The sequence below is a fragment of the Aureimonas sp. D3 genome, from assembly GCF_001463805.1.
Lineage (GTDB): Bacteria > Pseudomonadota > Alphaproteobacteria > Rhizobiales > Rhizobiaceae > Aureimonas > Aureimonas ureilytica_A.
In genome coordinates, this window is the sequence record NZ_BBWM01000078.1 from 1 (window position 1) to 26,988 (window position 26,988).

30 protein-coding genes and 1 riboswitch are annotated in these 26,988 nt (G+C 66.9%); of the genes, 20 read left to right on the plus strand and 10 right to left on the minus strand.

What is annotated here, in order from left to right; translation table 11 throughout:
- The coding region (locus AUL36_RS22125) for a rhodanese-like domain-containing protein (RefSeq protein WP_062224332.1) at positions 1–386 on the plus strand (386 nt) is incomplete at its 5' end.
- Complete coding sequence (locus tag AUL36_RS22130; protein WP_062224334.1) at positions 383–826, plus strand: GNAT family N-acetyltransferase; 444 nt, start codon at positions 383–385, stop codon at positions 824–826. The genes AUL36_RS22125 and AUL36_RS22130, both read left to right, overlap by 4 nt.
- Positions 827–1,077: 251 nt before the next feature.
- Here the strand turns inward: AUL36_RS22130 and AUL36_RS22135 are convergent, their stop codons facing one another.
- Positions 1,078–1,923 (minus strand): LysR family transcriptional regulator, encoded by an 846-nt coding sequence (locus AUL36_RS22135; protein ID WP_062224336.1) that lies wholly within the window; start codon positions 1,921–1,923, stop codon positions 1,078–1,080.
- A 102-nt stretch (positions 1,924–2,025) separates the two neighbouring features.
- On the opposite strand from AUL36_RS22135, the gene AUL36_RS22140 reads away from it, so the two are divergent.
- The 6 genes from AUL36_RS22140 to AUL36_RS22165 all read left to right on the plus strand — a co-directional run bounded on the left by AUL36_RS22140 (position 2,026) and on the right by AUL36_RS22165 (position 6,692).
- Positions 2,026–2,652, plus strand: coding sequence for a LysE family translocator (locus tag AUL36_RS22140; RefSeq protein WP_192843897.1), 627 nt, complete (start codon positions 2,026–2,028; stop codon positions 2,650–2,652).
- A 97-nt stretch (positions 2,653–2,749) separates the two neighbouring features.
- Positions 2,750–3,673 (plus strand): DMT family transporter, encoded by a 924-nt coding sequence (locus AUL36_RS22145; protein WP_062224338.1) that lies wholly within the window; start codon positions 2,750–2,752, stop codon positions 3,671–3,673.
- Positions 3,674–3,876: 203 nt separating this feature from the next.
- Entirely contained in the window at positions 3,877–4,626 is a 750-nt protein-coding gene (locus AUL36_RS22150; protein WP_244497196.1) for an AraC family transcriptional regulator, read from the plus strand.
- A gap of 96 nt (positions 4,627–4,722) precedes the next feature.
- A complete protein-coding gene (locus AUL36_RS22155; RefSeq protein WP_062224342.1) occupies positions 4,723–5,400 on the plus strand; it encodes a B3/B4 domain-containing protein in 678 nt (225 codons plus the stop codon).
- On the plus strand, positions 5,397–6,008 hold the full coding sequence (locus AUL36_RS22160; protein WP_062224344.1) for a LysE family translocator: 612 nt from the start codon (positions 5,397–5,399) through the stop codon (positions 6,006–6,008). The genes AUL36_RS22155 and AUL36_RS22160 overlap by 4 nt, the downstream gene beginning before the upstream one ends.
- A 270-nt stretch (positions 6,009–6,278) precedes the next feature.
- Complete coding sequence (locus AUL36_RS22165) at positions 6,279–6,692, plus strand: DUF7282 domain-containing protein (RefSeq protein ID WP_062224346.1); 414 nt, start codon at positions 6,279–6,281, stop codon at positions 6,690–6,692.
- Positions 6,693–6,865: 173 nt separating this feature from the next.
- On the opposite strand, the gene AUL36_RS22170 is transcribed toward AUL36_RS22165, so the two are convergent.
- The 8 genes from AUL36_RS22170 to AUL36_RS22205 form a co-directional block, all read right to left on the minus strand.
- Positions 6,866–7,255, minus strand: coding sequence for a response regulator (locus tag AUL36_RS22170; protein ID WP_062224348.1), 390 nt, complete (start codon positions 7,253–7,255; stop codon positions 6,866–6,868).
- Between the two features lie 10 nt (positions 7,256–7,265).
- A complete protein-coding gene (locus AUL36_RS22175) occupies positions 7,266–10,052 on the minus strand; it encodes a PAS domain-containing protein (RefSeq protein WP_156418535.1) in 2,787 nt (928 codons plus the stop codon).
- A gap of 175 nt (positions 10,053–10,227) precedes the next feature.
- Positions 10,228–10,932 carry a haloacid dehalogenase type II gene (locus AUL36_RS22180; RefSeq protein ID WP_062224352.1) on the minus strand — a complete coding sequence of 235 codons (705 nt, stop codon included), beginning with the start codon at positions 10,930–10,932 and terminating at the stop codon, positions 10,228–10,230.
- Positions 10,933–10,986: 54 nt separating this feature from the next.
- The gene (locus AUL36_RS22185; protein ID WP_062224354.1) at positions 10,987–11,598 is read right to left on the minus strand and encodes a CDP-alcohol phosphatidyltransferase family protein; all 612 of its coding nucleotides are present in this window, start codon (positions 11,596–11,598) and stop codon (positions 10,987–10,989) included.
- An 18-nt stretch (positions 11,599–11,616) separates the two neighbouring features.
- Positions 11,617–13,053, minus strand: a complete 1,437-nt coding sequence (locus AUL36_RS23520; protein ID WP_082656024.1) for a DUF547 domain-containing protein — start codon at positions 13,051–13,053, stop codon at positions 11,617–11,619.
- Positions 13,054–13,104: 51 nt separating this feature from the next.
- Complete coding sequence (locus tag AUL36_RS22195) at positions 13,105–14,538, minus strand: dihydrolipoyl dehydrogenase family protein (protein WP_062224356.1); 1,434 nt, start codon at positions 14,536–14,538, stop codon at positions 13,105–13,107.
- A 36-nt stretch (positions 14,539–14,574) separates the two neighbouring features.
- Entirely contained in the window at positions 14,575–15,294 is a 720-nt protein-coding gene (locus tag AUL36_RS22200) for a cytochrome c biogenesis CcdA family protein (protein WP_062224358.1), read from the minus strand.
- Positions 15,291–15,698: a thioredoxin family protein gene (locus tag AUL36_RS22205; protein ID WP_058602556.1), complete on the minus strand. Its 408-nt coding sequence runs from the start codon at positions 15,696–15,698 to the stop codon at positions 15,291–15,293. The genes AUL36_RS22200 and AUL36_RS22205 overlap by 4 nt, the downstream gene beginning before the upstream one ends.
- A 110-nt stretch (positions 15,699–15,808) precedes the next feature.
- Between AUL36_RS22205 and AUL36_RS22210 the strand changes: the two genes are divergently transcribed.
- The 12 genes from AUL36_RS22210 to AUL36_RS22265 all read left to right on the plus strand — a co-directional run bounded on the left by AUL36_RS22210 (position 15,809) and on the right by AUL36_RS22265 (position 25,945).
- Positions 15,809–16,432, plus strand: coding sequence for a TetR/AcrR family transcriptional regulator (locus AUL36_RS22210; RefSeq protein WP_082656025.1), 624 nt, complete (start codon positions 15,809–15,811; stop codon positions 16,430–16,432).
- A gap of 47 nt (positions 16,433–16,479) precedes the next feature.
- Positions 16,480–17,013: a redoxin domain-containing protein gene (locus AUL36_RS22215; RefSeq protein ID WP_058636117.1), complete on the plus strand. Its 534-nt coding sequence runs from the start codon at positions 16,480–16,482 to the stop codon at positions 17,011–17,013.
- A 64-nt stretch (positions 17,014–17,077) separates the two neighbouring features.
- Complete coding sequence (locus tag AUL36_RS22220) at positions 17,078–17,791, plus strand: L,D-transpeptidase (protein ID WP_058636116.1); 714 nt, start codon at positions 17,078–17,080, stop codon at positions 17,789–17,791.
- Entirely contained in the window at positions 17,788–18,975 is a 1,188-nt protein-coding gene (locus AUL36_RS22225; protein ID WP_062224362.1) for an FAD-dependent oxidoreductase, read from the plus strand. Before AUL36_RS22220 ends, AUL36_RS22225 begins: the two co-directional genes overlap by 4 nt.
- The gene (locus AUL36_RS22230) at positions 18,972–20,213 is read left to right on the plus strand and encodes an ABC transporter substrate-binding protein (RefSeq protein WP_062224365.1); all 1,242 of its coding nucleotides are present in this window, start codon (positions 18,972–18,974) and stop codon (positions 20,211–20,213) included. Before AUL36_RS22225 ends, AUL36_RS22230 begins: the two co-directional genes overlap by 4 nt.
- Before the next feature lie 5 nt (positions 20,214–20,218).
- A complete protein-coding gene (locus AUL36_RS22235) occupies positions 20,219–21,949 on the plus strand; it encodes an ABC transporter permease (RefSeq protein WP_244497197.1) in 1,731 nt (576 codons plus the stop codon).
- A 2-nt stretch (positions 21,950–21,951) separates the two neighbouring features.
- A complete protein-coding gene (locus AUL36_RS22240; protein ID WP_062224367.1) occupies positions 21,952–22,596 on the plus strand; it encodes an ATP-binding cassette domain-containing protein in 645 nt (214 codons plus the stop codon).
- Between the two features lie 102 nt (positions 22,597–22,698).
- Positions 22,699–23,052, plus strand: coding sequence for an ArsR/SmtB family transcription factor (locus tag AUL36_RS22245; RefSeq protein ID WP_062224383.1), 354 nt, complete (start codon positions 22,699–22,701; stop codon positions 23,050–23,052).
- Entirely contained in the window at positions 23,049–23,456 is a 408-nt protein-coding gene (gene arsC / locus AUL36_RS22250; RefSeq protein WP_062224369.1) for an arsenate reductase (glutaredoxin), read from the plus strand. The genes AUL36_RS22245 and arsC overlap by 4 nt, the downstream gene beginning before the upstream one ends.
- A complete protein-coding gene (locus AUL36_RS22255; RefSeq protein WP_062224371.1) occupies positions 23,453–23,896 on the plus strand; it encodes a GNAT family N-acetyltransferase in 444 nt (147 codons plus the stop codon). The genes arsC and AUL36_RS22255 overlap by 4 nt, the downstream gene beginning before the upstream one ends.
- Positions 23,893–24,618, plus strand: coding sequence for an arsenical resistance protein ArsH (gene arsH, locus AUL36_RS22260; RefSeq protein ID WP_062224373.1), 726 nt, complete (start codon positions 23,893–23,895; stop codon positions 24,616–24,618). The genes AUL36_RS22255 and arsH overlap by 4 nt, the downstream gene beginning before the upstream one ends.
- A 22-nt stretch (positions 24,619–24,640) precedes the next feature.
- Positions 24,641–25,945, plus strand: a complete 1,305-nt coding sequence (locus AUL36_RS22265) for an arsenic transporter (RefSeq protein ID WP_062224375.1) — start codon at positions 24,641–24,643, stop codon at positions 25,943–25,945.
- A gap of 155 nt (positions 25,946–26,100) precedes the next feature.
- Here the strand turns inward: AUL36_RS22265 and AUL36_RS22270 are convergent, their stop codons facing one another.
- On the minus strand, positions 26,101–26,733 hold the full coding sequence (locus AUL36_RS22270) for a LysE family translocator (protein WP_062224377.1): 633 nt from the start codon (positions 26,731–26,733) through the stop codon (positions 26,101–26,103).
- A gap of 21 nt (positions 26,734–26,754) precedes the next feature.
- Positions 26,755–26,835, minus strand: a riboswitch (ZMP/ZTP riboswitch).
- Positions 26,836–26,988: the final 153 nt, after the last annotated feature.

Consider the following 26,988-nt stretch of genomic DNA (forward strand, 5'->3'; position numbering starts at 1 on the left):
CTGTCGTTCCCGCCGCGCCCAGTTCGATCGCGCGCGAGCACTTCGCCGCCGAATTCACCTTCGAGACGGACTGCTGGGATGTCCATGACACGCTCTCGCGCGGGGCCGACTTCGTGCTTCTCGACGTACGAAGCCCCGCCCTCTTTGCTGCGGGCTATATCCCCGGCGCGATCAACCTGCCCCATGGCAAGATCGTCCGCTCCAAGCTGGAACATTGGCCGGCGGAGACGCTCTTCGTCACCTACTGCGCCGGCCCCCATTGCAACGGGGCGGCGCGCGGTGCCCTTCGACTCGCCGAACTCGGCCGCCCGGTGAAGATCATGGCTGGCGGGATCACGGGATGGCTCGACGAAGGGTTCGAGCTGACAAAGGACATGGCGGAGTGATTAGCGCCATCCACTCGCCCACGCAGGAGGATGTGCCTCGCCTCAACGACCTGATCCGGGCGCATGCCGCGTTCGAACGCGGCACGGCGACACTGACGCGGGATGAGCTCGAAGTCCTCGTCCTTGGCTCGTGTCAGCCGATCCGCTTCCTCGTCGCCGAGCGTGAGGGCGATCTTGCGGGCTACGCGGCCGTTACCTTCGACTGGTCCGTCTGGCGTGCGCGGCGCTACGCGCATCTCGAATGTCTCTTCGTAGCCGAAGCCCATCGTGGACAGGGCCTCGGCGCGCGTCTCCTCGCCAGCGCGCAGGCTGTCGCCCTAGCAGAGGGCGCCGATCGGATGGAATGGCAGACGCCTGCGTGGAATGTGGATGCGAGTCGCTTCTACAGCCGGGAGGGAGCTGAGACTGAAGCAAAGACGCGTTTCACCCTGCATCTGTAGCGTATGCATCCCTATCAAACGGGCTTTACCCATCGTGCCTCAGCAATGGGCAGCTTTCCCCGAATTCCAACCGACAGCGGACAGTCGGCAAACCACGCCGTCCGGTCTTTGGTGGCCGCGGATGTGGACAGGAGAAAGCGGTCCATCCGCTTTCGACCCATCAAAGTCATTCGAGCCTCAGTACAAAGCGCTCCATAACGGACATCCACTCGCCCGTTCCCTCAAACTGTGACGGCTTTAGCAGTAGTTGCTCACAGCCTCTCCCGAGCGAGCTCGACGAGCCAATCGCACACGGCCTGCACGAGCTGCGTCATTCCAAGTTCAGGATGACGAAGCAGCCAGACCTCGCGATGCAGCACCGCAGGCCCCTGCTGCACGATGGTCGGCAACGCCGTCGCCATGAGTTCGGGCAACACGGCACGCCCCAATCCCGATGCCACGGCTTGGGCTATGGCGACCGGATCGTTGACGCGCAGAGCTGGGGCCGTACCGCTCAATTCTCTTTCGACCCATTGCGCTTCCGGCGCTTGCGAAAAGCGATGCGGATAAGCGATCCACCGCTGTGGCATCGGCTGGTCGGCCGGTCCGAACAGTCCGTAGGCCATCCGTCCGATCTTGCGCGCGAGCACGGTATCGTTCGCCTCCAGGCGCGGTCCGAGGCGCACGGCGATGTCGGCCTCCCAACGCTCGACGCGGACGTTGGCCGGCTCGACATCAAGTTCGATCGACAGACCAGGGTGGCGTTGCGCGAGGCTAGGAAGGCTTGGTGCCAAGACGTATCGAGCCAGCGTTGGCGGTGCGCTGATGCGCACCGTGCCCTCCGGGGCAACCCGCAGCCTATGCGCATCCATTCGGAAGCCGAGTTCGGCCTCTTCCATCCGTTCCGCGTAAGCGAGCAAATGCCTCGCCTGTTCCGTAACTTCGAGCCGTCCCCGGGCTCGCACGAACAGGGACACGTTCAAGGCGGCCTCCAGCGACTTCAGGCGTCTGCCGACGGTGGTAGCGTCCACCTTCTCTTCACGCGCCAGATCGTTGACGGAGCAGGCACGGCTGGCCGCCAGAAGGAAGCGCAGATCATCCCAGTCGATCGGTCCCATCGCCCTTACCTGCATCCTTGCAGCGAAAGCCTGCGCAATACGGCATCCATGCCGCCGCCGTCGAGCGATATAGGTGATGTCTTTTCTATGAGAGGACATCCCTTGGAGCATTCAGGAACCCTGCTGGCCCTGGCGAACTTCGCCTTCGTCACCTCAATCACGCCGGGGCCGAACAACTTCATGGTCATGGCGTCCGGCGCCGCTTTCGGCTGGTGGGGGACGCTGCGGCACATGCTGGGAATAGCGCTCGGCTTCTCCCTCATGATGGGAGCCGTCGTTCTCGGCTTCGGTGCGGTCCTAGAACGGTTTCCCCACGTCCTCGTAACATTGCGGGTCGGGGGCGCGATCTGGCTCATGTGGCTTGCATGGCAACTCGCCGGGGCAGCACTCAAGCCAGCCTCCGTTCCGTCGACCTCGGAACCGGAACCGGAAGCGGCACGTCCCCTCACGCTCTTCGAAGCTGCCATGTTCCAATGGGTTAACCCGAAAGCCTGGACGATGGCGGTCGCGGCGAGCGCTGCCTATTCCGGCGTGTCCGCGGACCTGGTGACGCGCGCGCTCGTCATGATCGTGACCTTTGCCGTCGCGGCCATGGTCTGCAACAGCGCTTGGGTGCTGGCGGGAAAGGCTCTTCAGCGTCTGATGACGGGCGGCGACAGCGCGCGCATCGTGAACCTCGTCATGGCGGCCCTCGTCGTGGTGAGTGCAGTGCTGATCGTGATGGGTTAGCTCCGATGCCTCCCGCCACCCCAGTGCGTCGCCCAACGAAGCCGGAGACGGGCCTCGCGCGTGCCGACGAGCAAAAGGCGACGCATAGAAGGTTCGCATGACGGGCAAACCTGTGCTTACGCGCCATGTCGCAGCCGGCTGCTGGGTTCTGATGGGTGCCTTCGCGTTCTCCGTGATGAACGCTCTGGCCAAGCAGATCGCTATAACCCGCGGCGTGGGTATTCCCGCACTGGAGATCACCTTCGCCCGCTACGCTATCGCCGCGTTGCTCGTGCTTCCGATCATGGTCGTGCAGCCGACCCGCCTGCGTGTGGAGGCACCGGCTCGCTACGTCTGGCGGACGATCGCGGGCTTTGGCGGCATCGCCCTCATGTTCGAAGCGGTTCGCAGTATCCCGCTGGCGTCCGCAACGGCCATCGGATTCACGAGCCCGATTTTTGCGATGGTCTTTGCGACAGTCGCGCTCGAAGAGCGGATCGTACGTCGCCGGTGGCTGGCGGCGCTCACAGGCCTTTGCGGAGCCCTCGTCATCGCGACGCCGGACTTCTCGATGGTCAGCTTCGGGGCGGTGCTGGCGCTCGCCGCTGCGGCCTTCATGGGCGCCGAGGTCGTGGCGGTGAAGTGGCTGAGCCGGACACGGGACGGAAAGGTGACGATCCTCTTCTTCAGCAATCTGGCGGGTGCTTTGCTGGCAGGCGCCCTGGGGGCTCCGTCCATGGTGTGGCCGACGTCAAATGTAGCTTGGCTCCTATTAGGGGTCGGCGCGGTCGCCCTCATCGGTCAGGCCTGCATAATCCAGGCGGCTCGGTTGGCCGAGGCCAGTTTCCTCGCCCCATTCTTCTACGTGTCGCTGATCTATGCAGCAGTGATTGGCTATGCCGCCTTTGGCGAGTCACCGTCCATGCAGTCGAGCTTCGGGTGTGCGATCATCGTAATCAGCGCCGCTATAATGCTGGCGTCGCGATCGAAACCAACATCGACAGTTGGTCTGATGGCCAGGTCGGAGTCGCCCGACCGGTAAACATTTTTCAGTTGGAGAAAGCAAAGCCGACACGCCCGAAAGAGGACCAGCCGCTTTCGACCCACTACTGACCTCGCTGCACGGATCTTATGGCGCCGATAGCGGACATCGGTGGCGTTGAATGTGCTAGCGTCGGCTCCATGCCGAGCGCCCCCAAGAATGTCATTCGTCTTCTTCCGAGCGCCGCGTCGGACATCGAGCCCATGTTCGCACGGACGACGCGGACGTTCGGGCGGCATTTCCACGACCAATTCGGAGTCGGCGTCGTTCTGTCCGGTGCGCAGCGCTCCGCGAGTGGACGCGGACCGGTGGAAGCCGTGCGGGGCGACGTCATCACGGTTAATCCCGGCGAAGTCCACGATGGAGCCCCCATCGGCGGTCAAGTCCGCACCTGGGCGATGCTTTACATCGATCCAGAGCGCATCGGCGAGATCGCCATCGATCTGAGCGAAGGACGCAGCGCGGACCTCGAACTTGCGCACCCCGTCCGAACCGATCCAGCAGCCGCTTCTCTGTTTCGCAAGACGTTTCGATGCCTCGTCCGAGGGCAGGAGCAGGAGGCGATGACTGAGACGATCATCCTGCTTGTGAACCGCCTCGCGGTCCATGGAGCGGGGTCTCTCCAAGGAAACAGCAGTTCCATCGGTCTTCGGCTCGCCAAGCAGGCTATCGACGACGATCCGGCTGCCCCGCACAGCCTTGCATCTCTGTCATCGATCGCCGACGTCGGGCAGTTCCATCTGATACGGGGCTTCGCCGCGCAAACGGGGATGACACCCCATGCCTATGCCGTGCAGCGCCGCCTTCAGCTCGCTCGCCTTCTGCTCCGTCGCGGGCTTCCGCTCGCACACGCTTCGGCCGAAGCGGGATTTGCCGACCAAAGCCACATGACGCGATTGTTCACACGCAGCTACGGCATGACGCCGGGAGCCTACGCCCGAGCTCGAAGCTGACATCGGCGGCTTTCGACAACGAGCGCAATTTCATTCAAGACCGAACCGGCTGGTCGTTTCACATCTGGCGCACCGATCTTATCCGGACCCGCCAGAATGCTCCTACCCTTCACCCATGCTAGAGCCGTCCGAACCGCTTTCCCGTCGCTCGCGTGCGGCGTCGTCCAGATCGCCGGCATCTCGTCCGCGCCGGATGCGTCTGTCATCGCACGACCTTACATCGATCGTGCTCTTGAGCGTCTGTCGCACCATAGCGAAGGCGACTTTCCTGAGATCCAAGCGTGGCGGCGAGCTTTCTCTGCCCTGGGGCTCAAGCCGACCCAATACCGCTGCGCATCCGAAGCCCTTCTGCGACGTCTTCGCAAGGATGGCGCTCTGCCGTCCCTCCATCCGTTGGTCGATCTCTGCAACGCCGTCTCGGTGGCCTTCGCCATTCCGGTCGCGGTGTTCGACATCGAGAAGGTCGAGGGCGGGTTGATCGTTCGCCCCGCGCGAGGTGACGAGCGCTACGACACCTTCTCTGGGACGATCGAAACACCTGAGCCAGGAGAGATCATCTTCGCCGACGACGCAGGGCGAGCCCATGCGCGACGATGGACCAACCGTCAGAGCGCGATCTCGGCCGTCGGGCCAGCCACAACAAACGCCCTCATCGTCGCGGAAGCTCTCCATTCCGATGCTCAAGCGGATGTGACACGCTTGGTTTCCGCCCTCTGTGAAGCCGTCCAGTCCGTTTGGCCGACGGCATCGGTCGAGGACCAGGACGCGGCATGAGCTGGGAGTTCCTTCTGACGACGTTCATCGTGGTGGCATCTCCCGGCACCGGAGCGATCTACACGCTCGCAGCGGGTCTGTCAGGCGGGGCCAAGGCGAGCCTCGTTGCGGCCTGCGGCTGCACCCTCGGGATCGTCCCCCACATGATCGCCGCCATCAGCGGCATGGCGGCTCTGTTCCATGCGAGCGATATGGCCTTCCAGGCGCTCAAGTTCGCCGGCGTCGCCTACCTCCTCTTCATGGCATGGTCGATGCTGCGAGCCAAAGGAGCGTTGGGTATCGATCAAGATAGGGCCATGCTGGATGCAAGGCAGGTGATCGGGAAAGCCATCCTCATCAACCTACTGAACCCCAAACTCTCGATCTTCTTCCTTGCCTTCCTGCCGCAGTTTGTCAGAGCCGACGACCCAACACCGATCACCCGGATGCTGCTGCTAGGTCTGGTGTTCATGGCGGCGACGTTCGTGGTGTTCGCCGCCTATGGTTTCTTCGCATCGACCCTGCGTCGATACGTTCTCGCGAGCCTTAAGGTCCAACGCTGGATGCAACGCGGCTTCGCTATGGCATTCGGCCTCCTGGCGCTCCAACTCGCTGTGACCAGTCGGTAATGGCCGCTTTTCCTAATCTTCGGCCCAAAAGCCGACTGGAAGCTCTCCACCCCGTCCGGTCTATGGCGGCAGAGAAGCATACGCTCGAAAGCGGTCCATCCGCTTTCGACCCGAGTCGGTCGCTTGGAGGAATGTTGCATCCATCCCGAAAGCGGACGATCGACATATCGGTCGCCTCGTCATCGCCGGTCACGTGGTGGTGATCGCCGAAGCCTGTGCCGACGCTCCCTCGTATCTTCTGTGTTTGGAAACCGAACACGGGAGTCGGATATGAAGAAGAGCGCGATCTTCATCGTCGGAACGCTGAGCCTCGCGGCGTCGTCCGCCTTTGCCCAGCAGGCCATGCAGGGTGTGAAGGCCATCGATCAGGATGTCTCGAACGGCATTGTCAGCGCTGACACCGTCATGGCCGCGAAGAACGGCTGGCTCGTCATTCACCGCACGGACGCCGCGATGAAGCCGGGTCCGGTTGTCGGGCATGCCCCGATCCGGGCCGGCACCACGAACGACGTCGCGGCGATCCTGACGGAGGACGTGAAGCCCGGCGACATGCTGATGCTGATGGTTCACGCCGAGGACGGCGGCATGAAGAAGGGCGTGTTCGAGTACACGCTGGGTGCCAAGGAGGATGGCCCGGTCCGCGTCGATGACAAGCTCGTCATGACGATGATCAAGGCTCAGTAGCTCGTAGGGGCCCGCCTGCCGGAGGCGGCGGGCTCCTCCACGAGCGGCGTTATCCTTTTGTCCGCTGCGCACCTTCTCTCGAACTGCGTCGACCGCAGGACACCCCAGGGGCCTTTCAGATTCGCCCGAGGCCTGCTTCCTGAACCCCACGGTAACGAGCGTGCCGAAACGCCTCAGTTCTGGATCTGCGCCGCGATCTCGTTCAGCGCCTTGATAATGCCGCGTGGCGGATAGGGCTTGGCGAAGAACAGTCCGTTCTCCGGCATGTCCGTCGCCTCAACCTTCAGGCGGCCGGACGTGACGATGATCGCGACCGGCGGCCAGCGGTCACGCACGGCCCGGGCGAGCTTCAGCCCGTCCATCGTGCCGGGCATCTCGACGTCGGTGAAGAGGACGCGGATGTCGGAATGGCGCTCCAGAAGGCGGATGGCCTGATCGGCGTTCTTCGCCTCGTAGGTCGTGAAGCCCGCCTCCTCGCACAGGTCCACGGCCTCGGCGCGCACGAGCGCGTCGTCTTCCACGATCAGGACGGCGTAACGGGCGGGATCGAAGGACTGGGCCATGGTGTCTGGTTCAAGCGTTCGATGTGACCACGGGCTGCTCCAGCGCCCCCGTCAGGGTGAAACGGATACCGGCAGGGTCGAAGTCGATGTGTCCCTCGCCGTCGAAGTAGCTGGCAACGATGCGCTCGATCAGCTTCGAGCCGAACCCGCGACGTTCCGGCGGGATAACCGGCGGACCGCCGCTTTCGATCCATCGGAACTCGAACGTACCATTCGCGGCCTCCCAGGTCATGGCGACGCGACCCGTCTCGTTCGACAGCGCCCCATACTTCGCCGCGTTCGTCGCGAGCTCGTGGATGGCGAGGCTGAGACCGAGCGCCCGCTGCGCCGACAGCTCGGCATGGGGCCCGGCCATCGCGATCCGGTCGCCGGCCAGGCGATGCGGAGCGATCGCCGCGTCGATGACCTCGTGGACGTCGGCTTCGGTGAAGTTCGAGCGCGTCAGGATGTCCTGCGCCCGGGCGAGTGCCGCAAGGCGGCTCGAGATCGCCTCCCGCGCCTCGTCCATCGTCTGGGCCTGCCGAAGCGTCTGCGTCGCTATCGCCTGCACCATGGCGAGCGAGTTCTTCATGCGGTGCGCCATCTCCTGGGTCAGGACGCGCTGCGCGTCTTCCATCCTCTGGCGGGTCAGGGCCACACGAACCCGGTCTCCGACCTGCTCCACGAACTGACGCTCGCCGTCCGTCCACACGTGAAAATCGCGCGCGTGGGCGAAGACCACCGCGTAGAGGCGACCATCGAAGCTGATGGGAAGGTCCAGGAACGAGCGGGTTCGGATCGCCGCAAAGCCCGCCTCTCGACTGCTCGTACGCGGATCCGAGCCGACGTCGTCGACGGCGACAAGCTCCCCGCGTCTGAGGTCGGCGATGTAGGAACCGTAGGACGAGAAGGCATGCCGACCGACGACGCTGGGCATCCCGGGCTCGGCCCATTCGGAGTGAACGTCGATCGTATCCTCGCGCAGGTTCACGATGCCCGAGCCGACGCGGTCGACCTCGAGACCGTCGGCCAGGCAGCGCGCGGCCGCCGTGATGATCGTCTCGAGGTCCGACCGCCCGCGCAGCTCGTCCGCCAGCGTCAGGAGCGTCGCCTGCCTCCGATCGCGCTTGATGCGCTCCGTGACCTCGATGAAGAACACCGTGAAGCGGTCGCCGCCGATCGGCTGCGCGACGCCGTCGTACCAGCGGTCGATCGTGCCGACCCGGCGGGTAAAACGCGCCGCCTTGCCCGTTTCGACGACGCTGGCGAACTCGTCGACCCAGGCATCCTCGATGCCGGGAAACACCTCTCGGATGGTGCGCCCCGTCGCCGTACCCCGCGGCACGCCGACGAGGTCATGCCATGCATCGTTCACCGCCTCGTAGCGCCAGTCGACGACGCGGCCCGCCGTATCCCGGATCACCTCACCCAGGATGAACCCTTCGTGCAGCGTCTCGAAGACGTTGCGCCACTTCGCTTCGCTGCGGGCCAGCGCTCCTTCCGCCTCGCGGCGCGCCGTGGTGTCGGCGATCAGCATGGCGACCCGGCCGCCACCGACGGGGAAGAGATGCGCGTCGTACCAACGCCCAAGGGGCTTGGCCTCGCCCTCGAAGCGGATGGGCTCGCCGGTCTTGGCGACGTGCCCGTAGGCATCGTGCCAGTGCTGCTCGATGCCGGGGGCGACCTCGCTGGCATAGCGTCCGACAGCATCCGACAAGCCGGTGTGGCGCTCGAAGGCAGGATTGGCCTCGATCACGCGGTGGTCGACCGGATGCCCCGCTTCGTCGAACTTCACCTCGCTGATGCAGAACCCGGCGTCGATGTTCTCGAACAGGGCCCGAAACCGTGCTTCGCTGGTGGCGAGCGCCGCCACCATCCGGTCGCGCTCGAGACCGGCGGCCCGCCGATCCTCGATGTCGATGAGAACGCCGGGGAAGCTGATCGGCGTGCCGTCCGGCGCATGGTCGACGCGCCCGTTGGCCTCCAGCCAGTAGTAGTTCCCGTCGAGGCGTCGCACGCGGTACTGATGCGCATAGGCGCCACCGCGGGCAACCGCCTCGTTGATCGCGTCGGCGAGGCCCGCCTGGTCGTCCGGGTGCACGGTCTCGACGATCTGCGCGAGCGGGATGCCCTCGCGGCCCAAGGTCGGGTCGAGCCCGAAAGCTTTGGCGAAGGGTTCGTCGACGGTGAAGCGATCGGCCACGATGTCCCAGAACCAGGTGCCGATGATGGCACCGGCTCCCAAGGCAAGCTGGACGCGCTGGATGTTCTCCTGCGCGACGGCCTCGCTGAGGCGCAACTTCTCAGTCGCCGCGGCACGCTCAAGCTCGGCGAGGATGCGCGGCGTCGCGTCGGCCGCGACGTTCAGGAGCCCGGCGACCGTCCCGGCCTCGTCACGGACAGGCGAGTAGGAAAAGTCCCACCACGTGTCCTCGGCGTAGCCGTTGCGCGTCATGACGAGTGGCATGGCCCGGAAGGACGTCGTCTCGCCGCCGAAGACACGGCTGACCAGCGGGCCGATGTCGTCCCAGATCTCCGGCCACACGTCAGCGAACGGTTTGCCGAGCGCTGACGGATGCCGGGCTCCGAGGAACGGCGCGTAGGCATCGTTGTAGAGGAACGTGCGCTCTGGCCCCCAGGCGAGACACATCGCGTGCCCGGAGCCCATCATGATGTCGACGGTCGTGCGAAGGCTTTGTGGCCAGCCGGCCCGTCCGCCGAGCGGCGTCGCGGACCAGTCGAGACCGGCCAACCGCTCCATCATCGTCGCACTTTGGGCTGGATGATCCATGACCTCAGGTTCGAGGGGCTGTGGCATGCCTTCGCTCGCTTCCGATCCGGCTCGACCGCCGAGCGAAACCATCCTGCGCTAGCCCTAAACCGTTCGCGCTACAACAGAAAGAGACGTTGCGTCCCTCGCAAGAGGATGACTCTCTGAAAGCAGACGATTCCGAAACCATCTGGGCCTGTCGATCAACGCGGCACGGTGTCGGCTATCCAATGGGTGCTGACCGTCCCCAACGGTGAACGATCTCGGCCGCGAGGTGATGAAGGTTCGGGGCGACGACATCCGGGAACGGGACGCCCTCGGCACGCAGCGCTGCGTTTCCGGGCCGTTCGACCAGTCCGGCAAAGCACCCGGCGGCCTGAGCGCCGACGGTGTCCCAGACATGGCAGGCGACGAGGCAGAGATCGGCCGGCGACACGCCTTCACCATCCGCCACCATTCGGTAGGTCTCGGGCGCCGGCTTGAACCTGCGGACCTGATCGACGCTGTAGCTCCGGTCGAAGAACGAGGCGAGGCCCGCCTGCTCGAGCGGGCTCGGGGCCGCGGACGGGGGCGAGTTCGTCAGCGTGACGAGCCGGAACCCGGCCTGCTTGAGCGCCTCGAGCGCGGGTGCCGCGTCCGGATGCGCCGGCATGGCCCGCAGAAGGGCGCCCAACTCCTCGACGTCGCTCGCCTGGATGGAGACCTGCCGGGTCTCGGCGACCATTCGCAGGACTCCCGAGGCCAGTTCGTCGAAGCGGACGTACAGTCCGGCGAGCGTCAGCGCCTCGGACTGGAGGATCAGTTCGGCGAACCACTGCCGCATGACCGATGCGTCGCTGAAGAGCCGTGCGAACAGGGGCTCGAGCACGGTGATGTCGAGCAACGTTTCGTTGACGTCGAAGACGATGACGGAAGGGGTCTGCGGCATGTTGGGAATCCTGTTCTTGTCGCCCAAACGGGAGCCATACGGGATCGCGGTCCGTTACCCGTCCCGAAGCATTGCCATGCCGAGCCTCAACCGGAGGGCCGTGGTGATCGCGCACAGAGCGGCGTAGCCGTAGGCGATCGCCGGGAAGTAGGTCGGCACAAGGCACATGGCGACGAAGACCGCGATCGTCTCAGCGCCCTCAGCGAGCGCCCCGACGTAATAGATGCCCTTCGCCGGGAACTTAGCGGACCGCAGGCCCCGGCGCTCGGCGATGAGCGAGAAGGCGAGGAAGCTGGTTCCCGTTCCGACAAAGCTGGCGATGAGGACGGCGGCCGCCAGGGCGTTCGCGGCCGGATCCGCGAGCGCGAAGGCAAGCGGCACGAGCGTGTAGAAGGCGAAGTCGAGGACGATGTCCAGAAACGCGCCCCGGTCCGTCGGGAGCGTCGCGCGCGCGACGCTCCCGTCGAGGCCATCGACCAGTCTGTTGGCCGCGATCGCCAGAAGGCCGGCGAGGTACCAGTTGGCGCAGATGAGACCGAAGGCCACGACGCCGAGCCCGAACCCCGTCCACGACAGCGCGTCGGCCCGCACGCCTCGCTTCGCGAGCACCCGTGCCATAGGGACGAGGACGCGGTTCTGGAGCGGGATGATGCGATGGTCGAACATGGCGGCTTGCCGGTCCCGTCAAAGGGCGTTGAGCGTCCAGTCATAGGCCAGGAACGCGATCCGCGCGCCCTCCGGCAACTCTACGGGGGCGTTCGCCCGGATCCAGCCGGCCACGTTGCCCCCGTCGAAGTCCTTTCGATACCAGTCCATGACCTTGCTGACGCGAACGGCGGTGCCGTCGGCAGAGTAGCCCTTGGCGGGATTGGCGAAGGTCCTGTCCACCTGGTCGGCGAGCTGCGCATCGAGGTTCCCGGCGACGTAGGGTTCGGCGCGCAGGTCCGGACAGGAGATCGCCGCACAGTTGACGGCGAAGTGGATCCTCGGTTCGCCGAGCTTGCGGATGGTCCCGTGCTCGATGTCGTCGAGACTCATCTCCCGACCGCCGATCGGCCAGCGGAAGCGCTTCCAGGGGCTGGCCAGCAAGCCGCCGAGGTTCTTGATCGAGCGCGTCTCATTCTCCCGGGTGATGAGATCGACCGTCAGGAAGTTGTAGGCGTTGATCCAGTAGGCGAGCCTCTCCTGCCGGCCAACGACGGAATTCGGATCGGACGCCAACAGGGCCGCCAGGGCCTCGGCATGCCGCGCGTCCCTGCGCCACGACCCATAGTCGACACCCGCGTAGGCTATGCCGTTCCTGCGGGCCGGACGGACGTGGGCGCTCAACAGTCCGCCATACGCCGTCGCAAAGCGCTCGTACGATGCGTCGGCCGCGCGAGCCTCGATCGCCCCGCTGGCGAATGTCAGACCCACGGCGACGAGCGCGACCAGCGTGGCGGTCCCCGAGCGGCCCGACTTCCATTTCCGGTAGGCGACGGGAAGGAGCGCCACGAGGCCGAGCAGCGTGAACGCCATCAGGACGTCGGCCGACACGAGATCCGAGAGGCTCGAGATGGTACCGAGCTCACGGCCGAGATGCGCGTAGACGAACGTGCCGGGAACGATGCCGAGAAGGGTCGCAAGGACGTAGGTCCGCAATCCGACGCCCAGGAGGGCAGGCGCGATGTTGACGGCGAAGAAGGGAAACAGCGGCACGAGCCGCATGAAGAGCAGGTACTCGAAGGCGTTCCGGCGGAAGTTCTCCGAGACCCGCTCGGCCAGGGGGCCGGCCCGCGCGCGCAACGCGCCGCCGAGCGACGAGCGCGCGACCAGGAAAAGGATGGTCGCGCCGACCGTGGCGGAGACCACGGCGAGGGTCCCGCCGACCAGAGTGCCGAAGAGAAAGCCTCCGAGCAGCGTCATGACGGACGCCGCGGGCAGCGACAGCGCCGTGATCGCGACATAGGCGGCGAAGAAGGCAGCTCCCGAGAGGACCGGCCGTGCTTCCACGTAGGACAGAAGCTCCTCGCGCCGCGCCTTCACTGTCTCGATGTTGAGGTAGTCGGTCAGTCCAAGGGCGTAGGTGCCGAGCATCAGAACGATGATGACCGCGGCGAGAACCCATCCGCGACGGGACATGGGGCGAGACCTTTCGATCGACGATGGAAAGCCGAAGGGGACGATGATCGTTCACCAACGCGGGAGCTTGCGGAGAATCGACACGAGGCGACGCGTCCGATCGCTGAAGAGGGCGGGACTGTACCATTCCCCCGCGGCCTGCTTGGAGACCTCGGAGAACGTCGGATAGGGAAGTACGAGGGATGCGACGTCGCGGAGCTTCAACCCCTTCGCGATGGCCAGGGCCCAGAGACCGATCAGCTCACCCGCGCCGGGACCAACGATGGAGCAGCCGAGGATGCGCCCGTTCGGGAAGGCGACGACCTTCAGGAGTCCCTCCCGGCGCCCCTCGGTGACAGCGCGGTCGAGGTTACCCATAGACTTGCTGAGGCATCGGACCCTGTCGCCGTGCCGCGCCCGGGCGGTCGCGAGGGTCATGCCGACGTGGGCGAGTTCAGGATCCGTGTACGTCACCCAAGGCAGGGCACCGTAGTCCACCTTGGCCGGGAGCTGGAAGGCCAGGTTCCGGATGACGATCCCGGCATGGTAGCCGGCGACGTGGGTGAACTGCGGTCCCCCGGTACAGTCGCCGACGGCATAGATGCGTCGATTGCTGGTCCGGAGCCGCTTGTCCACGTGAATGCCCTGCCGCCCGCACTCGACCTTTGCCCGGTCGAGAGCCAATCCCTCGACGTTCGTGGCCCGGCCCGTGGCGACGAGGATGTGGGACCCCTCCAGACGGCGTGTCGCTCCGTGGACAATGGCCTCCACGACGTGTCCCGCATCCCCGTGCCGGACGGACCGGACCTCGGCGTGTTCCAGAATGTCGACGCCCTCGGCGATGAGGCTCTGCCACACCACCTCGACGAGGTCGGGATCGTCCTTCGAAAGGATCGTGCCTCGGCTGACGACGGTGACGCGCGAGCCGAGGCGCCGATGGGCCTGCGCCATCTCGATCCCGATCGGCCCGCCCCCGATGATGACGAGATGGGTGGGCACCGTCCCGACGTCGAAGAGGCTCTCGTTCGTCAGGACGCGCGCGGGATCGAGCCCCGGAATGGACGGGATGGCCGCACGCGATCCCACGGCCAGCACGAAATCGCGGGCCCTGATCGTCTCGCCGGCAACGGTCAGAGTCCGCTCGTCGAGGAAGCTTGCATGGCCGCGGATCACGCGCACGCCGAGGCCCTCGAAGCGCTCGACGGAGTCGTGGGGAGCGATCGTCGCGATCACCCCTTGAACATGCGCGTCCACCCCCTGACGGTCGGGGTCGAAGGAATGCGACGGGACGGCCGCCAGATGGGGGGTCCGGTGGGCGTGGACCAGCTTGGCAACCGCAAGCAGGGACTTCGAGGGCACGCAGCCCGTGTTCAGGCAGTCCCCGCCCATTCGCCCGGCTTCGACGAGGACGGTCCGCAAGCCGAGTTGCGCCGCACCGGCCGCCACCGAGAGACCGCCGGATCCGGCGCCGACCACGCAGATGTCGCAGTCCATTCCGTCGCTCATCCGCCGTTCCTCTCAGACTCCTTCACGCCCGCAACGTCAGAAACGGGTTGTGAGGTTGGTTAGCCACTCGGGAGACGCGGCGACGATCGCCGCCTCCGCCTTCTTGTCCAGACCCGAAACGACGAGGATGCCGACGGTCACCAGGACCGCGCCCAGGACCATCTTGCCGCCCCGGCCGGCACCGAGCAGGCGGCCGCGCCAGCGAACGAGTGCCTCACGCGACATGGTGCCGAGCAACAGCAGCGGAAGGGCGGCACCGACGCCGAACGCCAGCATGGTCATCGTGACCTGCCCCAGGTTTTCCCCGCTCGCGGCCATCATGGATGCCGCTCCGAGGGTGGGCCCGACGCAGGGACTCCAGACCGCCCCCAGGAGCAGGCCGACGAGGAACTGACCACCCAGCCCGCTTCCCTCGAAGCCGCCGAACCGATGCTCGGCCCACGTCCCGACCGGGCTCGCAGCCGTTGCGAGCCTCGTCTGAAGCCGCGGAACCATCAGGACCGCGCCGATGCCGACAAGGACGAAGCCCCCGATCGTGCGGAAGACGGCGAGGTCGAGCCCGATCGAAAAGCCGACGAGCGCGACGAACAACCCGATCGCCACGAAGGATATGGCAAGACCCGCGGCCAGCGCCGCGGGTCCCATGCGATGCTGTGAGACCGCGGTGCCCAGCACAACGGGCAAAAGCGGCAGGACGCAGGGCGACAGCGTCGACAGCACGCCCGCCAGCAGTGCGAACAGCGCGGTCACGTTCACTCTCCCTTCGTGGAGGCGAACAGGGCCGCGATGGAGGCCGGGTTCGTGTCTCCGACGGAGCGACCGGTTTCCTTGGCTCCGTCGAAGGCGATCAACGTGGACTGCATCCGGGCGTTCAATGCCCGAACGACGTCCTTCTGGTCGTCGAACGACACGTGGAAGATCTTCATGTCGGCATGCGCGGGGTCGGCCGCGAGCTTTTCGATGATCGGCTTCTGCGCGGCGCAGGTCGGACACCACGGCGCCGCGATGTCGACGACGATCGGCTTTCCGTCCGTCTGGGCCTTCTCGAAGGCGGCCATCTCAAAGGGCGCGATCTCGGCAGCGGACGCGGCGGCGCTCGCGAACGCGGAAACGGAAAGAACGATCGCCGCCGCGGCGGTCCTCAGGATCATGACGCTCATGTGTAGTCCTCCGTCTACAGTCAGGGCTACCATTTTGGAGCGGTCGATCTAAAATAACAAGCAGTCGACCGGCTCATGTCGGCGTCGTGATCCACCAGGGATTTTGCGTGATGGGGCGTAACAGGAGCTTCGAAGAGAGCGAAGCACTCGACAGGGCGGTGGAGCGGTTCTGGTCCCATGGCTATGCCGCATCGTCCGTGCGCGACCTCGGAAGGGCCATGGGCATGAACCCCGCAAGTTTCTACAACGCCTTCGGCGACAAGCGGTCCCTCTTCAAGCGGTCGCTCCAGCACTATCTGGACGGGTCGAGCCGCAAGCGTGTCGCGCTGCTCGACGCAAGCCCCGCCCCCCGGGAGGCGATCGTCGCCTTCCTAGACGCCGTCGTCGAAGCTTCGGCGCGAAGCCGGGACGGCTGCCTCCTCGTGAACTCGGCGGCAGAGGTGGCGGCGCATGACCGCGAACTCTGCGACGACGTCGCGGCCGGCCTGCGCGAGGTAGAGGAGGCTCTCCACAGGGCCGTCCTGCGCGGTCAGGCCGACGGCTCCATCTCGAATCGCCTGGATGCCGCGGCTTTCGCGAAGGCCATCCTCGGCACGATCGTCTCGATCCGCGTGATGGCGCGCACGGCCGCGGGCACTGCCTACCTCCGCGCGCTCGCGGACACACAGATCGCGATGCTGTCGCCGGTTCCGCCCGACGGGATCGGATCGAAGCACCCGACGGCCGGCGGCTGAGACGCACCGCACCGCCGCACGGACATCCCAAAACCAAGGACAACGTCATGAACCACACGACCCCGCTTCCCGGCGACAGCGCCCCCGCCCTCAGGTTCCGCGTGCTCGGAGGGGAGGCGTTCGATCTCTCGGATGCCAAGCCCGAGAATTTCACCGCCATCTTCTTCTACCGCGGGGTTCATTGCCCGATCTGCAAGAGCCAGTTGGAAGAGCTGTCCGGCAAGCTCGAGGCGTTCCACAAGCTCGGCGTCGAGGTCCGCGCGGTCTCGATGGACTCCCATGAGCGCGCCGAGCGACAGGCGACCGAGTGGAACGTCGGTGCGCTCCCGATCGGATACGGGCTGTCCGAGGAGAGCGCACGCGCCTGGGGCCTCTTCATCTCCGCCAAGGCGAAGGATCCCGAGCCCGATCGCTTCGCCGAGCCCGGGATCGCCGTCCTGTATCCCGACGGACGCGTTTACGCGCTCCATCTACAGAACGTCCCCTTCGCCCGGCCGCGGCTGGACGATCTCCTCGGGGGCCTGAAGTTCATCATCGAGAACGACTACCCGGTCCGCGGCTCGGTGCAGGCCGGGAACTGACGCCCGTCGACGCGCCACATCCCAGTCGTTGCCGGATCCCCGTTCAGAATACGGAAAATGCCCTTTGACCGAACGTCCGACCGTCCACTTCTCGCCATCTCGCCGGCATGTCGTTCTCGGCCTCGCCGGACTCGTTCTGTCGGGGTGCGCATCCCTGCCGCGCCAGCAGGCCCGGGCCATTCCGGCCGCGGCTCCCCCGCCGCCGCCGAGGCCCCTCATGTACGATGCCATGCCGGACGAGGCGTTCCCGGTTCCGGCGGTCGACGTCTCGAAGGTGGACCCGCGTTTCTGGAGAAGCGAAGTCCCAAACACAACGAACGAGCCCCCGGGGACGCTGGTGGTCGATACTGACGCGAAGTACCTCTATTTCACGCAGGCCGATGGCTCCGCGGTGCGCTACGGGATCGGCGTCGGTCGCGAGGGCTTTTCCTGGTCCGGCCGTGCCAAGGTCCAGTACAAGCGCAAGTGGCCCCGCTGGACGCCGCCGGACGAGATGGTCGCCCGGCAGCCCGAACTCGAGCCGTACTCCATCGCCAACGGCGGAATGGATCCGGGCCTGACGAACCCCCTCAGCGCGCGCGCCCTCTACATCTTCCAGGACGGCCGCGACACGCTCTACCGCCTGCATGGGACGCACCAGGAATGGTCGATCGGCCGAGCGGTCTCGTCGGGATGCATCCGCCTCCTGAACCAGGACGTCGCCGACCTCTACGAGCGCGTCCCCAACGGGACGCCGATCGTGGTGCTGCCGTCCAGCGCTCCCGCGGCTGCCGCTTGACGGCGAGCCATCCGAGCGAAGCCCATCCGCGCGGTCGGGGCGCTCCGCCGCGTCTCCTGCTGCTCGGCGGCGGTCATGCGCATGTCGAGGTGATCAGGCGCCTCGGTCTCGCCCGTGCCGGAAACTGCGAGCCGCTGCTGGTCTCCCCGGCGCGCCTCACGCCCTATTCGGGCATGCTGCCCGGCTTCGTCGCCGGGGACTACGGCTTCGACGACATCCATGTCGATCTCCCGGCGCTCTGTGCGGCCTCGGACATCGCCTTTCGGCAGGGCGAGGCCAAAGCCATCGACGCCGAACGGCGGAGCGTCGCCCTCGCCGACGGCTCGGTTCTTTCCTACGACCTGCTCTCACTCGACATCGGTTCGCGACCGTCGCATCCGAGCGGTGCCCAAGAAGGCATCGCCGTGAAGCCGATCGCCTCCTTCGCGGAGCGGCTTCCCGACCTCGACCGACTGGTGCGACGCGCCGAACAACCCGTCCGCCTTGCTGTCGTGGGTCAAGGGGTGGCGGGCGTGGAGATCGCGTTCGCGCTCCGCCGACGCTTCGCCCGCAGCCCGGACCGCCAGCCCGTCGAGATCCTGCTGGTCGGGCGTTCGAACGAACCCATGCCATCTCGCGGCGCACTCGCACGTCGGTTGGTAGCGAAGGAGCTTCGCAAGGCGGACATCGCCACGGTCGATGGCTTCGACGCGGTCGCGTTCGTCGACGGTGTGCTCGTGGCCTCCGACGGACGCCAACTCGACGTCCAGGAAGTGATCTGGACGACTTCGAGCGCGGCACCGCCCTGGCTTCGGTCCAGCGGTCTCGCTCTCGACGAACGCGGCTTCGTACGCGTCGACCGTCACCTCCGCTCGATCTCGCATCCCGCGGTGTTTGCCGCGGGCGACGTCGCATCCCTTTACGATCCCCGCCCCAAGTCGGGCGTCTTCGCGGTCCGTGCCGGCCCCGTCCTTCACCACAACCTTCGGCAGGCGCTGTCCGGTGCGACGCTGCGCGCCTTTCGGCCGCAACGGCACTGGCTGGCGTTGATCTCGCTCGCGAACGGGAGCGCGATCGCCGACAAGTGGGGACTGGCGGCGAGCGGGCGCTGGGTCGCTAACTGGAAGCGCTGGAGCGACACCAGTTTCGTCGAGCGCTACGCGATCCCGCCGCGCGCTTCATCACGAGGAGGCAACCGCCCATGAGACGAGCGAAGCATCTGACCCTTGCCGCCGCCCTGGCCCTCATGCTCCTACCGTCTGCGCTCCCGGCGGGGCCCGCGCATGCGGTCGAGGCGGCGTCGCCCGAATGGCAGGCGACGCTTGCCGCGGCGAAGGGCCAGTCCGTCCAGTTCCATGCCTGGGGCGGGTCGCCCAACATCAACGACTACATCGCCTGGGCCGGCGGCGTCGTCAGGGACCGCTTCGGCATCACGCTGAACCACGTGAAGCTCGAGGACACCGCGACCGCGGTCTCGGCGATCGTCGCCGAGAAGGCGGCCGGGCGCCTTCAGGGCGGATCGGTCGATCTCGTGTGGATCAACGGAGAGAACTTCGCGTCCCTCAAGGAGCAAGGGCTGCTGGCGGACGGCTTCGCAACGGACTTGCCGAACTGGCGCTACGTCGACACCAGCAACCCCGGGGCCACGACGGACTTCACGCTGCCGATCGAGGGACAGGAGTCTCCCTGGGGCCGCGCCAAGCTGGTGTTCTTCTACGATTCCGCGCGCACCGCCGAGGCGGACCTGCCCCGCTCCGCCGCGGACCTCATGACTTTTGCCAAGGCCCATCCCGGGCGCTTCTCCTATCCGGCACCGCCCGACTTCGTCGGATCGTCTTTCCTCAAGCAGGTGCTGCTGGAACAGGTCGCCGACCGCAGCCTCCTCGAGCGCCCCGTGGACGAGGCGGCGTTCGCCAGCGTGACGGCACCCCTCTGGACTTATCTCGACGCGCTGAACCCGCTCCTATGGCGCGGGGGGCGCGACTTTCCAGCCAACTACCCGGCCATGAAACAGCTTCTCGCCGACGGTGAACTCGACATCATCTTCGCCTTCAATCCCGGGGAGGCCTCGGCAGGGATAGCGGCGGGCGAGTTGCCCGACACGGTGCGTTCCTTCACCTTCCCCGGCGGGACCCTCGGCAACACGCACTACGTGGCGATCCCCTTCAACTCGGGCTCGCAGGCGGCTGCGAAGGTCGTCGCCGACTTCCTCCTCTCGCCGGAGGCGCAGCTCCGCAAGGAGGATCCGTCCCATTGGGGCGATCCGACCGTACTCGACATGGCCAAGCTGCCGCAGCCCGAGCGCGCCGCATTCGAGGGGCTCGACCTCGGTCCGGCGACGTTGCAAGCGTCCGAGCTCGGCCCGGTCCTGTCCGAGCCTCATCCCAGTTGGATGACCCGCCTCGAAGCCGAGTGGATGAAGCGCTACGGCACGGGACGATGATGCGGGTGGCGAGGACGAGCGCAGGCCCGGGGATCGGGACGGCGGCCGGACGGGGGTCCGGTCCCGTCGCCATCGGCGTCGCGCTACTCCTCGCCGCACCCGTCGTGGTAGGGCTGCTCGGCGTTCTCCTGCCGGCCTTCGGCTTCCTTCCGGCGCTCGGTGGCTCGTCGGCGACCACGGCGCCCTTTCGCGCCCTGTTCGCCGAGCCGGCTCTTGCGGCGTCGGTGACCCTGTCCTTCGCCACCGGGCTGGCGACCACGCTCATGTCGGTCGGGGCGACCGCGCTGTTCCTTGCGTCCTTCTCCGGCACGCGGACGTTCGCCCTCGTCCAGCGCCTCCTGTCGCCGGTGCTTTCCGTGCCGCACGCGGCAGCCGCCTTCGGCCTCGCCTTCCTGATCGCGCCCTCGGGACTGTTCATGCGGGCCGTCGCCGGCCCGTTCGGCCTCGACCGCCCACCGGACCTTCTCATCGTCGGCGATCCCTGGGGACTAGCGCTCATGTCCGGCCTTGTCGCCAAGGAACTGCCCTTCCTGCTCCTCGTCGCCATCGCCGCCTTGCCGCAGGTCGATCCCGAACGCCGGATGATGGTGGCTCGGTCACTGGGGTACGGGCGTGTCGCCGGCTTCCTCACCTGCGTCTGGCCGGGCGTCTACCGTCAGATCCGACTGCCCGTCCTGGCGGTCGCGGCATACGGTTCCTCGGTCGTCGACGTCGCCTTGATCCTCGGCCCCTCCCTCCCGCCGACGCTCGCCGTGCGTCTCGTTCGCTGGATGTCGGATCCCGACCTGTCCTTCCGTTTCCTCGCGTCCGCAGGTGCGATCCTGCAACTCGGCGTGACCCTCGCCGTGGTGGCCGCCTGGCTCGCGGTCGAGCGGGCGGCCGGAATGGCGATGGCGATCCTCGGGAACTCGGGACGGCGCGGACAAGCGGACGGAGCGGTCCGGTTCGCGGCCGCGGGCATCGTCGGCCTTGCCTTGTCGACGGTCGGCGCCGGTCTCGTCGTTCTGGCGCTCTGGTCTGCTGCCGGGCTCTGGCAGTTCCCCGACCTTCTTCCCGCCAAGCTGTCGGGAACGACCTGGCTCCGGGCCTGGTCCAGCGCGTCGGGCCCGTTGATCACCACTCTTGCCGTCGCCGCGACATCGGCCCTGATCGCGCTCGTCCTCGTCGTCGCCCTTCTCGAATCCCACCGCCGGAGCCAGCGCGGGGACGACATCCGACTGCCCCGGGTGATGGCCGGGCTGATCTACCTGCCGCTCGTCGTGCCGCAGGTCGCATTCCTGTTCGGCCTTCAGATCCTCGTCCTGTCGCTGAGGGCCGAGGCGTCCCTTTCGCTTCTCGTCGCGACGCATCTCGTCTTCGTCGTGCCCTATGTGACGCTCGCGCTGGCGGCGCCCTGGTATGCGCTCGATCCACGCTACGAACGGGTCGCGGCGGGTCTCGGGACGTCGCGCCTACGCTCGCTCCTGCGCGTCCGGCTGCCGATGCTGGCCGCGGCGCTGGCCACCGCCTTCGCCGTCGGCTTCTCCGTCTCGGTCGGCCAGTACCTGCCCACCCTCCTCATCGGCGCCGGACGCTTCCCAACGATCACGACGGAAGCCGTGGCGCTCTCGTCGGGCGGCAACCCGCGCATCGTCGGCACCTATGCGTTGCTCCAGACGCTGCTGCCGACGATCGTGTTCATCTTGGCCGGCAGCGTCCCCATGGTCTTCGCCACGAAACCGGGACGGGCCACGTGACGATGGCCGCGGGCGATGGGAACCTCGAGCTTGAAGCGGTCCGCATCTCGCTGCGCGGGCGGCTCTTGCTGGACATCGACGCGGCGATCGAGGCCGGGAGCGTCCTGACCATTCGTGGCCCGTCCGGCTCCGGCAAGTCGAGCCTGTTCGCGCTTCTGGCAGGCTTCCTGGACCCGAGCTTCACAGCCTCCGGCAAGGCGATCCTCGGCGGCCGGGATCTTCTCGCGCTTGCGCCCGAGAAGCGCGGCGTCGGCTTGATGTTCCAGGACGCCCTCCTGTTCCCGCACATGAGCGTCGGCCGCAACCTCACCTTCGCGATCCCTGCCGTCCGGCGCGGGCGTGGCCTCCGCAAGGCGATGGCGGAGGACATGCTAGAGGGGCTCGGGCTCGCCGGAACCTTCGACCGCTCGCCCATGACCCTGTCCGGCGGCCAGGCGGCTCGCGTGTCGCTGGCGCGGACGCTCCTTAGCGAGCCGCGGCTGCTCCTGCTCGACGAACCCTTCTCACGTCTCGATGCCGCCTTGCGACCGGAGATCCGCGAATTGGTGTTCCGCGAGGTCGCGACGCGCCGCATTCCCGCGCTTCTCGTAACGCACGATGCTCATGACATTCCAAAGTACGGGAAGGTCATCGAGATCGGCGGTTGATCGGATTGACTAGTGTGCTCCGAGAGCTGCGTAGCCAATGGGCCCATGCGCTCGTTGGCAATCAGCCTTGAACGTTACAACGATATTTGCATAATCACAGGGATGAACGACGACTCAGCCGTTGCCGCCCTGTCCGCCCTTGCCCATGCCGACCGCCTCGCGGCCTTCCGGATGCTCGTCCGGGCCGGCCCGAACGGCATGCCGTCCGGGGAGATCGCCGAGGCGCTGTCCATCCCGCCGACGCGCATGAGCTTCCACCTCGCGACGCTGGAGCGCGCCAAGCTCCTGCGCTCGTGGCGGGACGGACGGCGCGTCCTCTACGCGGCGAGCTACGACGACATGCGCCAGCTCCTCGCCTTCCTGACGGAGGACTGCTGTTCGGGGAACCCGGAGATCTGCGGGAACCTCGGAGCCGACCTCCTCGCCCCCTCCTGCCCGTCGGAGACCTGCTCGTGACCGTCACGATCTACCACAACCCCGCCTGCGGCACGTCGCGCAACACGCTGGAGATGATCCGCCAGTCCGGCGAGGAGCCGGAGGTCGTCGAGTACCTGAAGGCTCCTCCGAGCCGCGAGCGGCTGGTCGAACTGATCCACGCCATGGGCATCCGCCCGCGCGACCTCCTGCGCGAGAAGGGCACGCCCTACGCCGAACTCGGCCTTGGGGACCAGACGCTGTCCGACGACGCACTCCTCGACGCCATGATGGCGCACCCGATCCTGATCAACCGCCCGATCGTCGTGACGGACAGGGGTGCCGCGCTCTGCCGCCCGTCGGAGACGGTGCTGCCGCTCCTCGCCAACCCCGTCGCCACGTTCACCAAGGAGGACGGGGAGACCGTCGGAGGCTCCCGGACATGATCCCGACGCTCGTCGCGACCGCCGTCGACGATCCGGCCGGCCTCGTTGGCCTCCTGTCCGCGGCGGGGCTGCCGACTGAGGACGTGGCGGAGCCGGGCCGGGTGTTCCTGCGCTACGCCACCGAGGACGGCGAGTTCGTCGGGATCGGCGGCTTCGAACCCCTCGGCGCGGCCGTCCTCCTGCGGTCCATCGCCGTTGTCCCCGAGCACCGCGGGCGCGGCGTCGGCGGCGCGATCACGGCGGACCTGACGGAGCGCGGCCGCGACCAGGGCGCGGCCGACGCGTTCGCCTTCACTACAGGGGAACGGGCCTTCCTCGCGGCGCTCGGCTTCCGCCGCGTCGAACGGACGGAGGCTCCCGCCGCGGTGCTGGCGACTCGGCAGGCCATGGGCCTGTGTTCGGCCTCGGCCGTCCTATGGCGGAAGGAGACCGGACGATGACGGACCCCGCCGCCCTCGACCTGCCCTCCGCGGACCTCGACCAGCTTCGCTCGATCGACGTGGACGCGCTCGCCGGCCCCGGCGCCCCGACGCACCCGCCGCGCATCCTCGTCCTCTACGGCTCGATCCGCGAGCGGTCCTACTCCCGCCTCCTATCCGAGGAGGCCGGTCGCCTGCTTCGCTGGTTCGGCTGCGAGGTGCGCACGTTCGACCCCGGCGGCCTTCCTCTCCCCGACGGGGCGGACCCCGACCATCCGAAGGTGAAGGAGCTGCGCGACCTCGCCGACTGGTCGGAAGGCATGGTCTGGGTCAGCCCGGAGCGCCATGGCGCGATGACCGGGATCATGAAGGCGCAAATCGACTGGATTCCCCTGGCCCTCGGCGCCAAGCGGCCGACGCAGGGCAAGACGCTTGCCGTCATGGAGGTGTCGGGCGGCTCGCAGTCCTTCAACGCCGTGAACCAGATGCGCATCCTCGGCCGCTGGATGCGCATGGTCACGATCCCGAACCAATCGTCGGTCCCGAAGGCGTTCCTTGAGTTCGACGAGGCGGGACGCATGAAGCCGTCCGCCCTCTACCAGCGCGTCGTCGACGTCTGCGAGGAACTGGTGAAGTTCACCCACCTCGTGCGCGGTCGCTCGGACTACCTGACGGATCGCTACTCCGAGCGCGTCGAGAGCGCGGAGAAGCTGTCCGAGCGCGTGAACCAGCGCACCCTCTGATCCTCTCTCCCCCGGACCGTCCATGCTCGCCCTCGCGATCTTCGTCGCCACCCTCGTCCTCGTCATCTGGCAGCCCCGGGGGCTCGGCATCGGATGGTCGGCGCTCGCCGGCGCCGCGGTCGCGCTGGCGACCGGCGTCGTCGGCTGGGGCGATGTCGGGACGGTCTGGGAGATCGTGTGGGACGCGACGTTCACTTTCGTCGCGCTGATCGTCATCTCGCTCGTCCTCGACGAGGCCGGGTTCTTCGCCTGGGCCGCGCTCCACGTCGCCCGTTGGGGCGGGGGCAACGGGCGGCGGCTGTTCCCGCTCGTCGTCCTTCTGGGCGCCGCCATCGCCGCCGTCTTCGCGAACGACGGGGCCGCGCTGCTCCTCACCCCGATCGTGCTCGCCATCCTCCTGCGCCTCGACTTCCCGCCCGCCGGGGCGCTCGCCTTCGTCGTCGCCTGCGGGTTCGTCGCCGACACGACCAGCCTGCCACTCGTGGTGTCGAACCTCGTCAACATCGTCACCGCGAACTTCTTCGACGTGTCCTTCGGCCGCTACGCCGCGGTCATGGTGCCGGTGAACCTCGTCTCGCTGGCGGCGACGCTCCTCGTTCTGTGGGCGTACTTCCGGAAGGGCATCCCGGCAACCTACGACATGCGCCGGCTTGAAGCGCCCGGCAGCGCGATCCGCGATCCGGCCGTGTTCCGCACCGCGTTCCCGCTCCTCGGGCTCCTGCTCGTCGCCTACTTCGTGACGGGGCCGCTCGGCGTGCCGATCGCGTTCGTCACCGGCGCCGCTTCCCTCGTCCTCGTGGCGTTCGCGGGACGGTGGTTCTCCGGCGGACGCGGTGCGGTGATCGACCTGCCGAAGGTCCTGCGCGGCGCGCCTTGGCAGATCGTCCTGTTCTCGATCGGCATGTACCTCGTCGTCTACGGCCTCGGGAACGCTGGCCTGACCGACATCGCGGCGGGGGTCCTGCGCTGGCTCGCGACCCAAGGCACGTTCGTCGCCACCGTCGGGACGGGGTTCGTCGTGGCGGCGCTCGCCTCCGTCATGAACAACATGCCCGCGACCCTCGTCGGGGCGCTCGCTATCGACCGGGCGGACATGGCACCCCTGACCCGCGAGCTCATGGTCTACGCCAACGTCGTCGGGAACGACCTCGGACCGAAGTTCACGCCGATCGGCTCACTCGCGACCCTCCTGTGGCTCCACGTCCTCGCGGGCAAGGGGCAGCGGATCACCTGGGGCGCGTACATGCGGGTCGGCCTTGTTCTGACCCCGCCCGTGCTGCTGGCGACGCTCGTAGCTTTATGGGCTTGGCTCCCGGTTGTCAGATAATGTCCGCTTCAGCGTCCTTTTGATCCGGAAGCGGACTGACTGGTTTCCACCCTATCCGGTCTATGGCGGCAGAGAAGCAGACGCCCGCAAGCGGTCCATCCGCTTTCGACCCTTCTAAGACGATCAGTCCAGATTTGGACTTCCCTGAAAGCGGTCTATCGCCGTGCCTCGGTCGCCATCTTGACGGCGAGGGCTGCCAGCACCGTTCCCATGATCCAGCGCTGGACGATCGCGAACGATGGACGGCGCACGAGGAACACGGCAATCGATCCAGCAGAGACGGCGATCATCGCGTTCACGGACACGCTAATGACGATCTGCGTGGCACCAAGGACAAGTGATTGCGCCAGCACGCTTCCGTTCGTCGGATCGATGAATTGCGGCAGCAGCGACAGGTACATGACCGCAATCTTGGGGTTCAGAAGGTTGGTGAGGAAGCCCATGAGGAAGAGCTTGCGGGGGCTGTCCTTCGGCAAATCCTTGACTTGGAAAGGCGAGCGGCCGCCGGGGCGAACTGCCTGCCAGGCGAGCCATAGAAGGTAAAGGGCACCACCAAAGCGGATCGTGTCATACGCGTAGGGTACGGCTAGCACGAGAGCGGTGATGCCGAAGGCGGCGCACACCATGTAGAAGACGAAGCCGAGCGCCACGCCGCCGAGCGAGATCAGCCCGGCCACCCGCCCTTGGCAGATCGAGCGCGAGATCAGGTAGACCATGTTGGGTCCGGGCGTGAGGACCATGCCGAGCGCGATCAGCGCGAAGGCGAGCAGGGAATTGAGTTCGGGCATCGGCATCCTCCAGGGTCGCGAGAATTGTGCCCAGACGCGCGGCGCGATCCGCTCGCACTCCCCAATGGTGCCCCATCTTCAGCGTCAGTCACGCGAGCCGAGATCGGAGTATGAGCCGAAATTGCTGCGGTGCAAGCAGGACGGACTGAACGACTGCTATCTACCCTTCGCGTTCGGAAGCGGACTGGCAGGAAACCACCCTGTCCGGTCTGTGGCGGCAGAGAAGCAGACGCCCGCAAGCGGTCCATCCGCTTT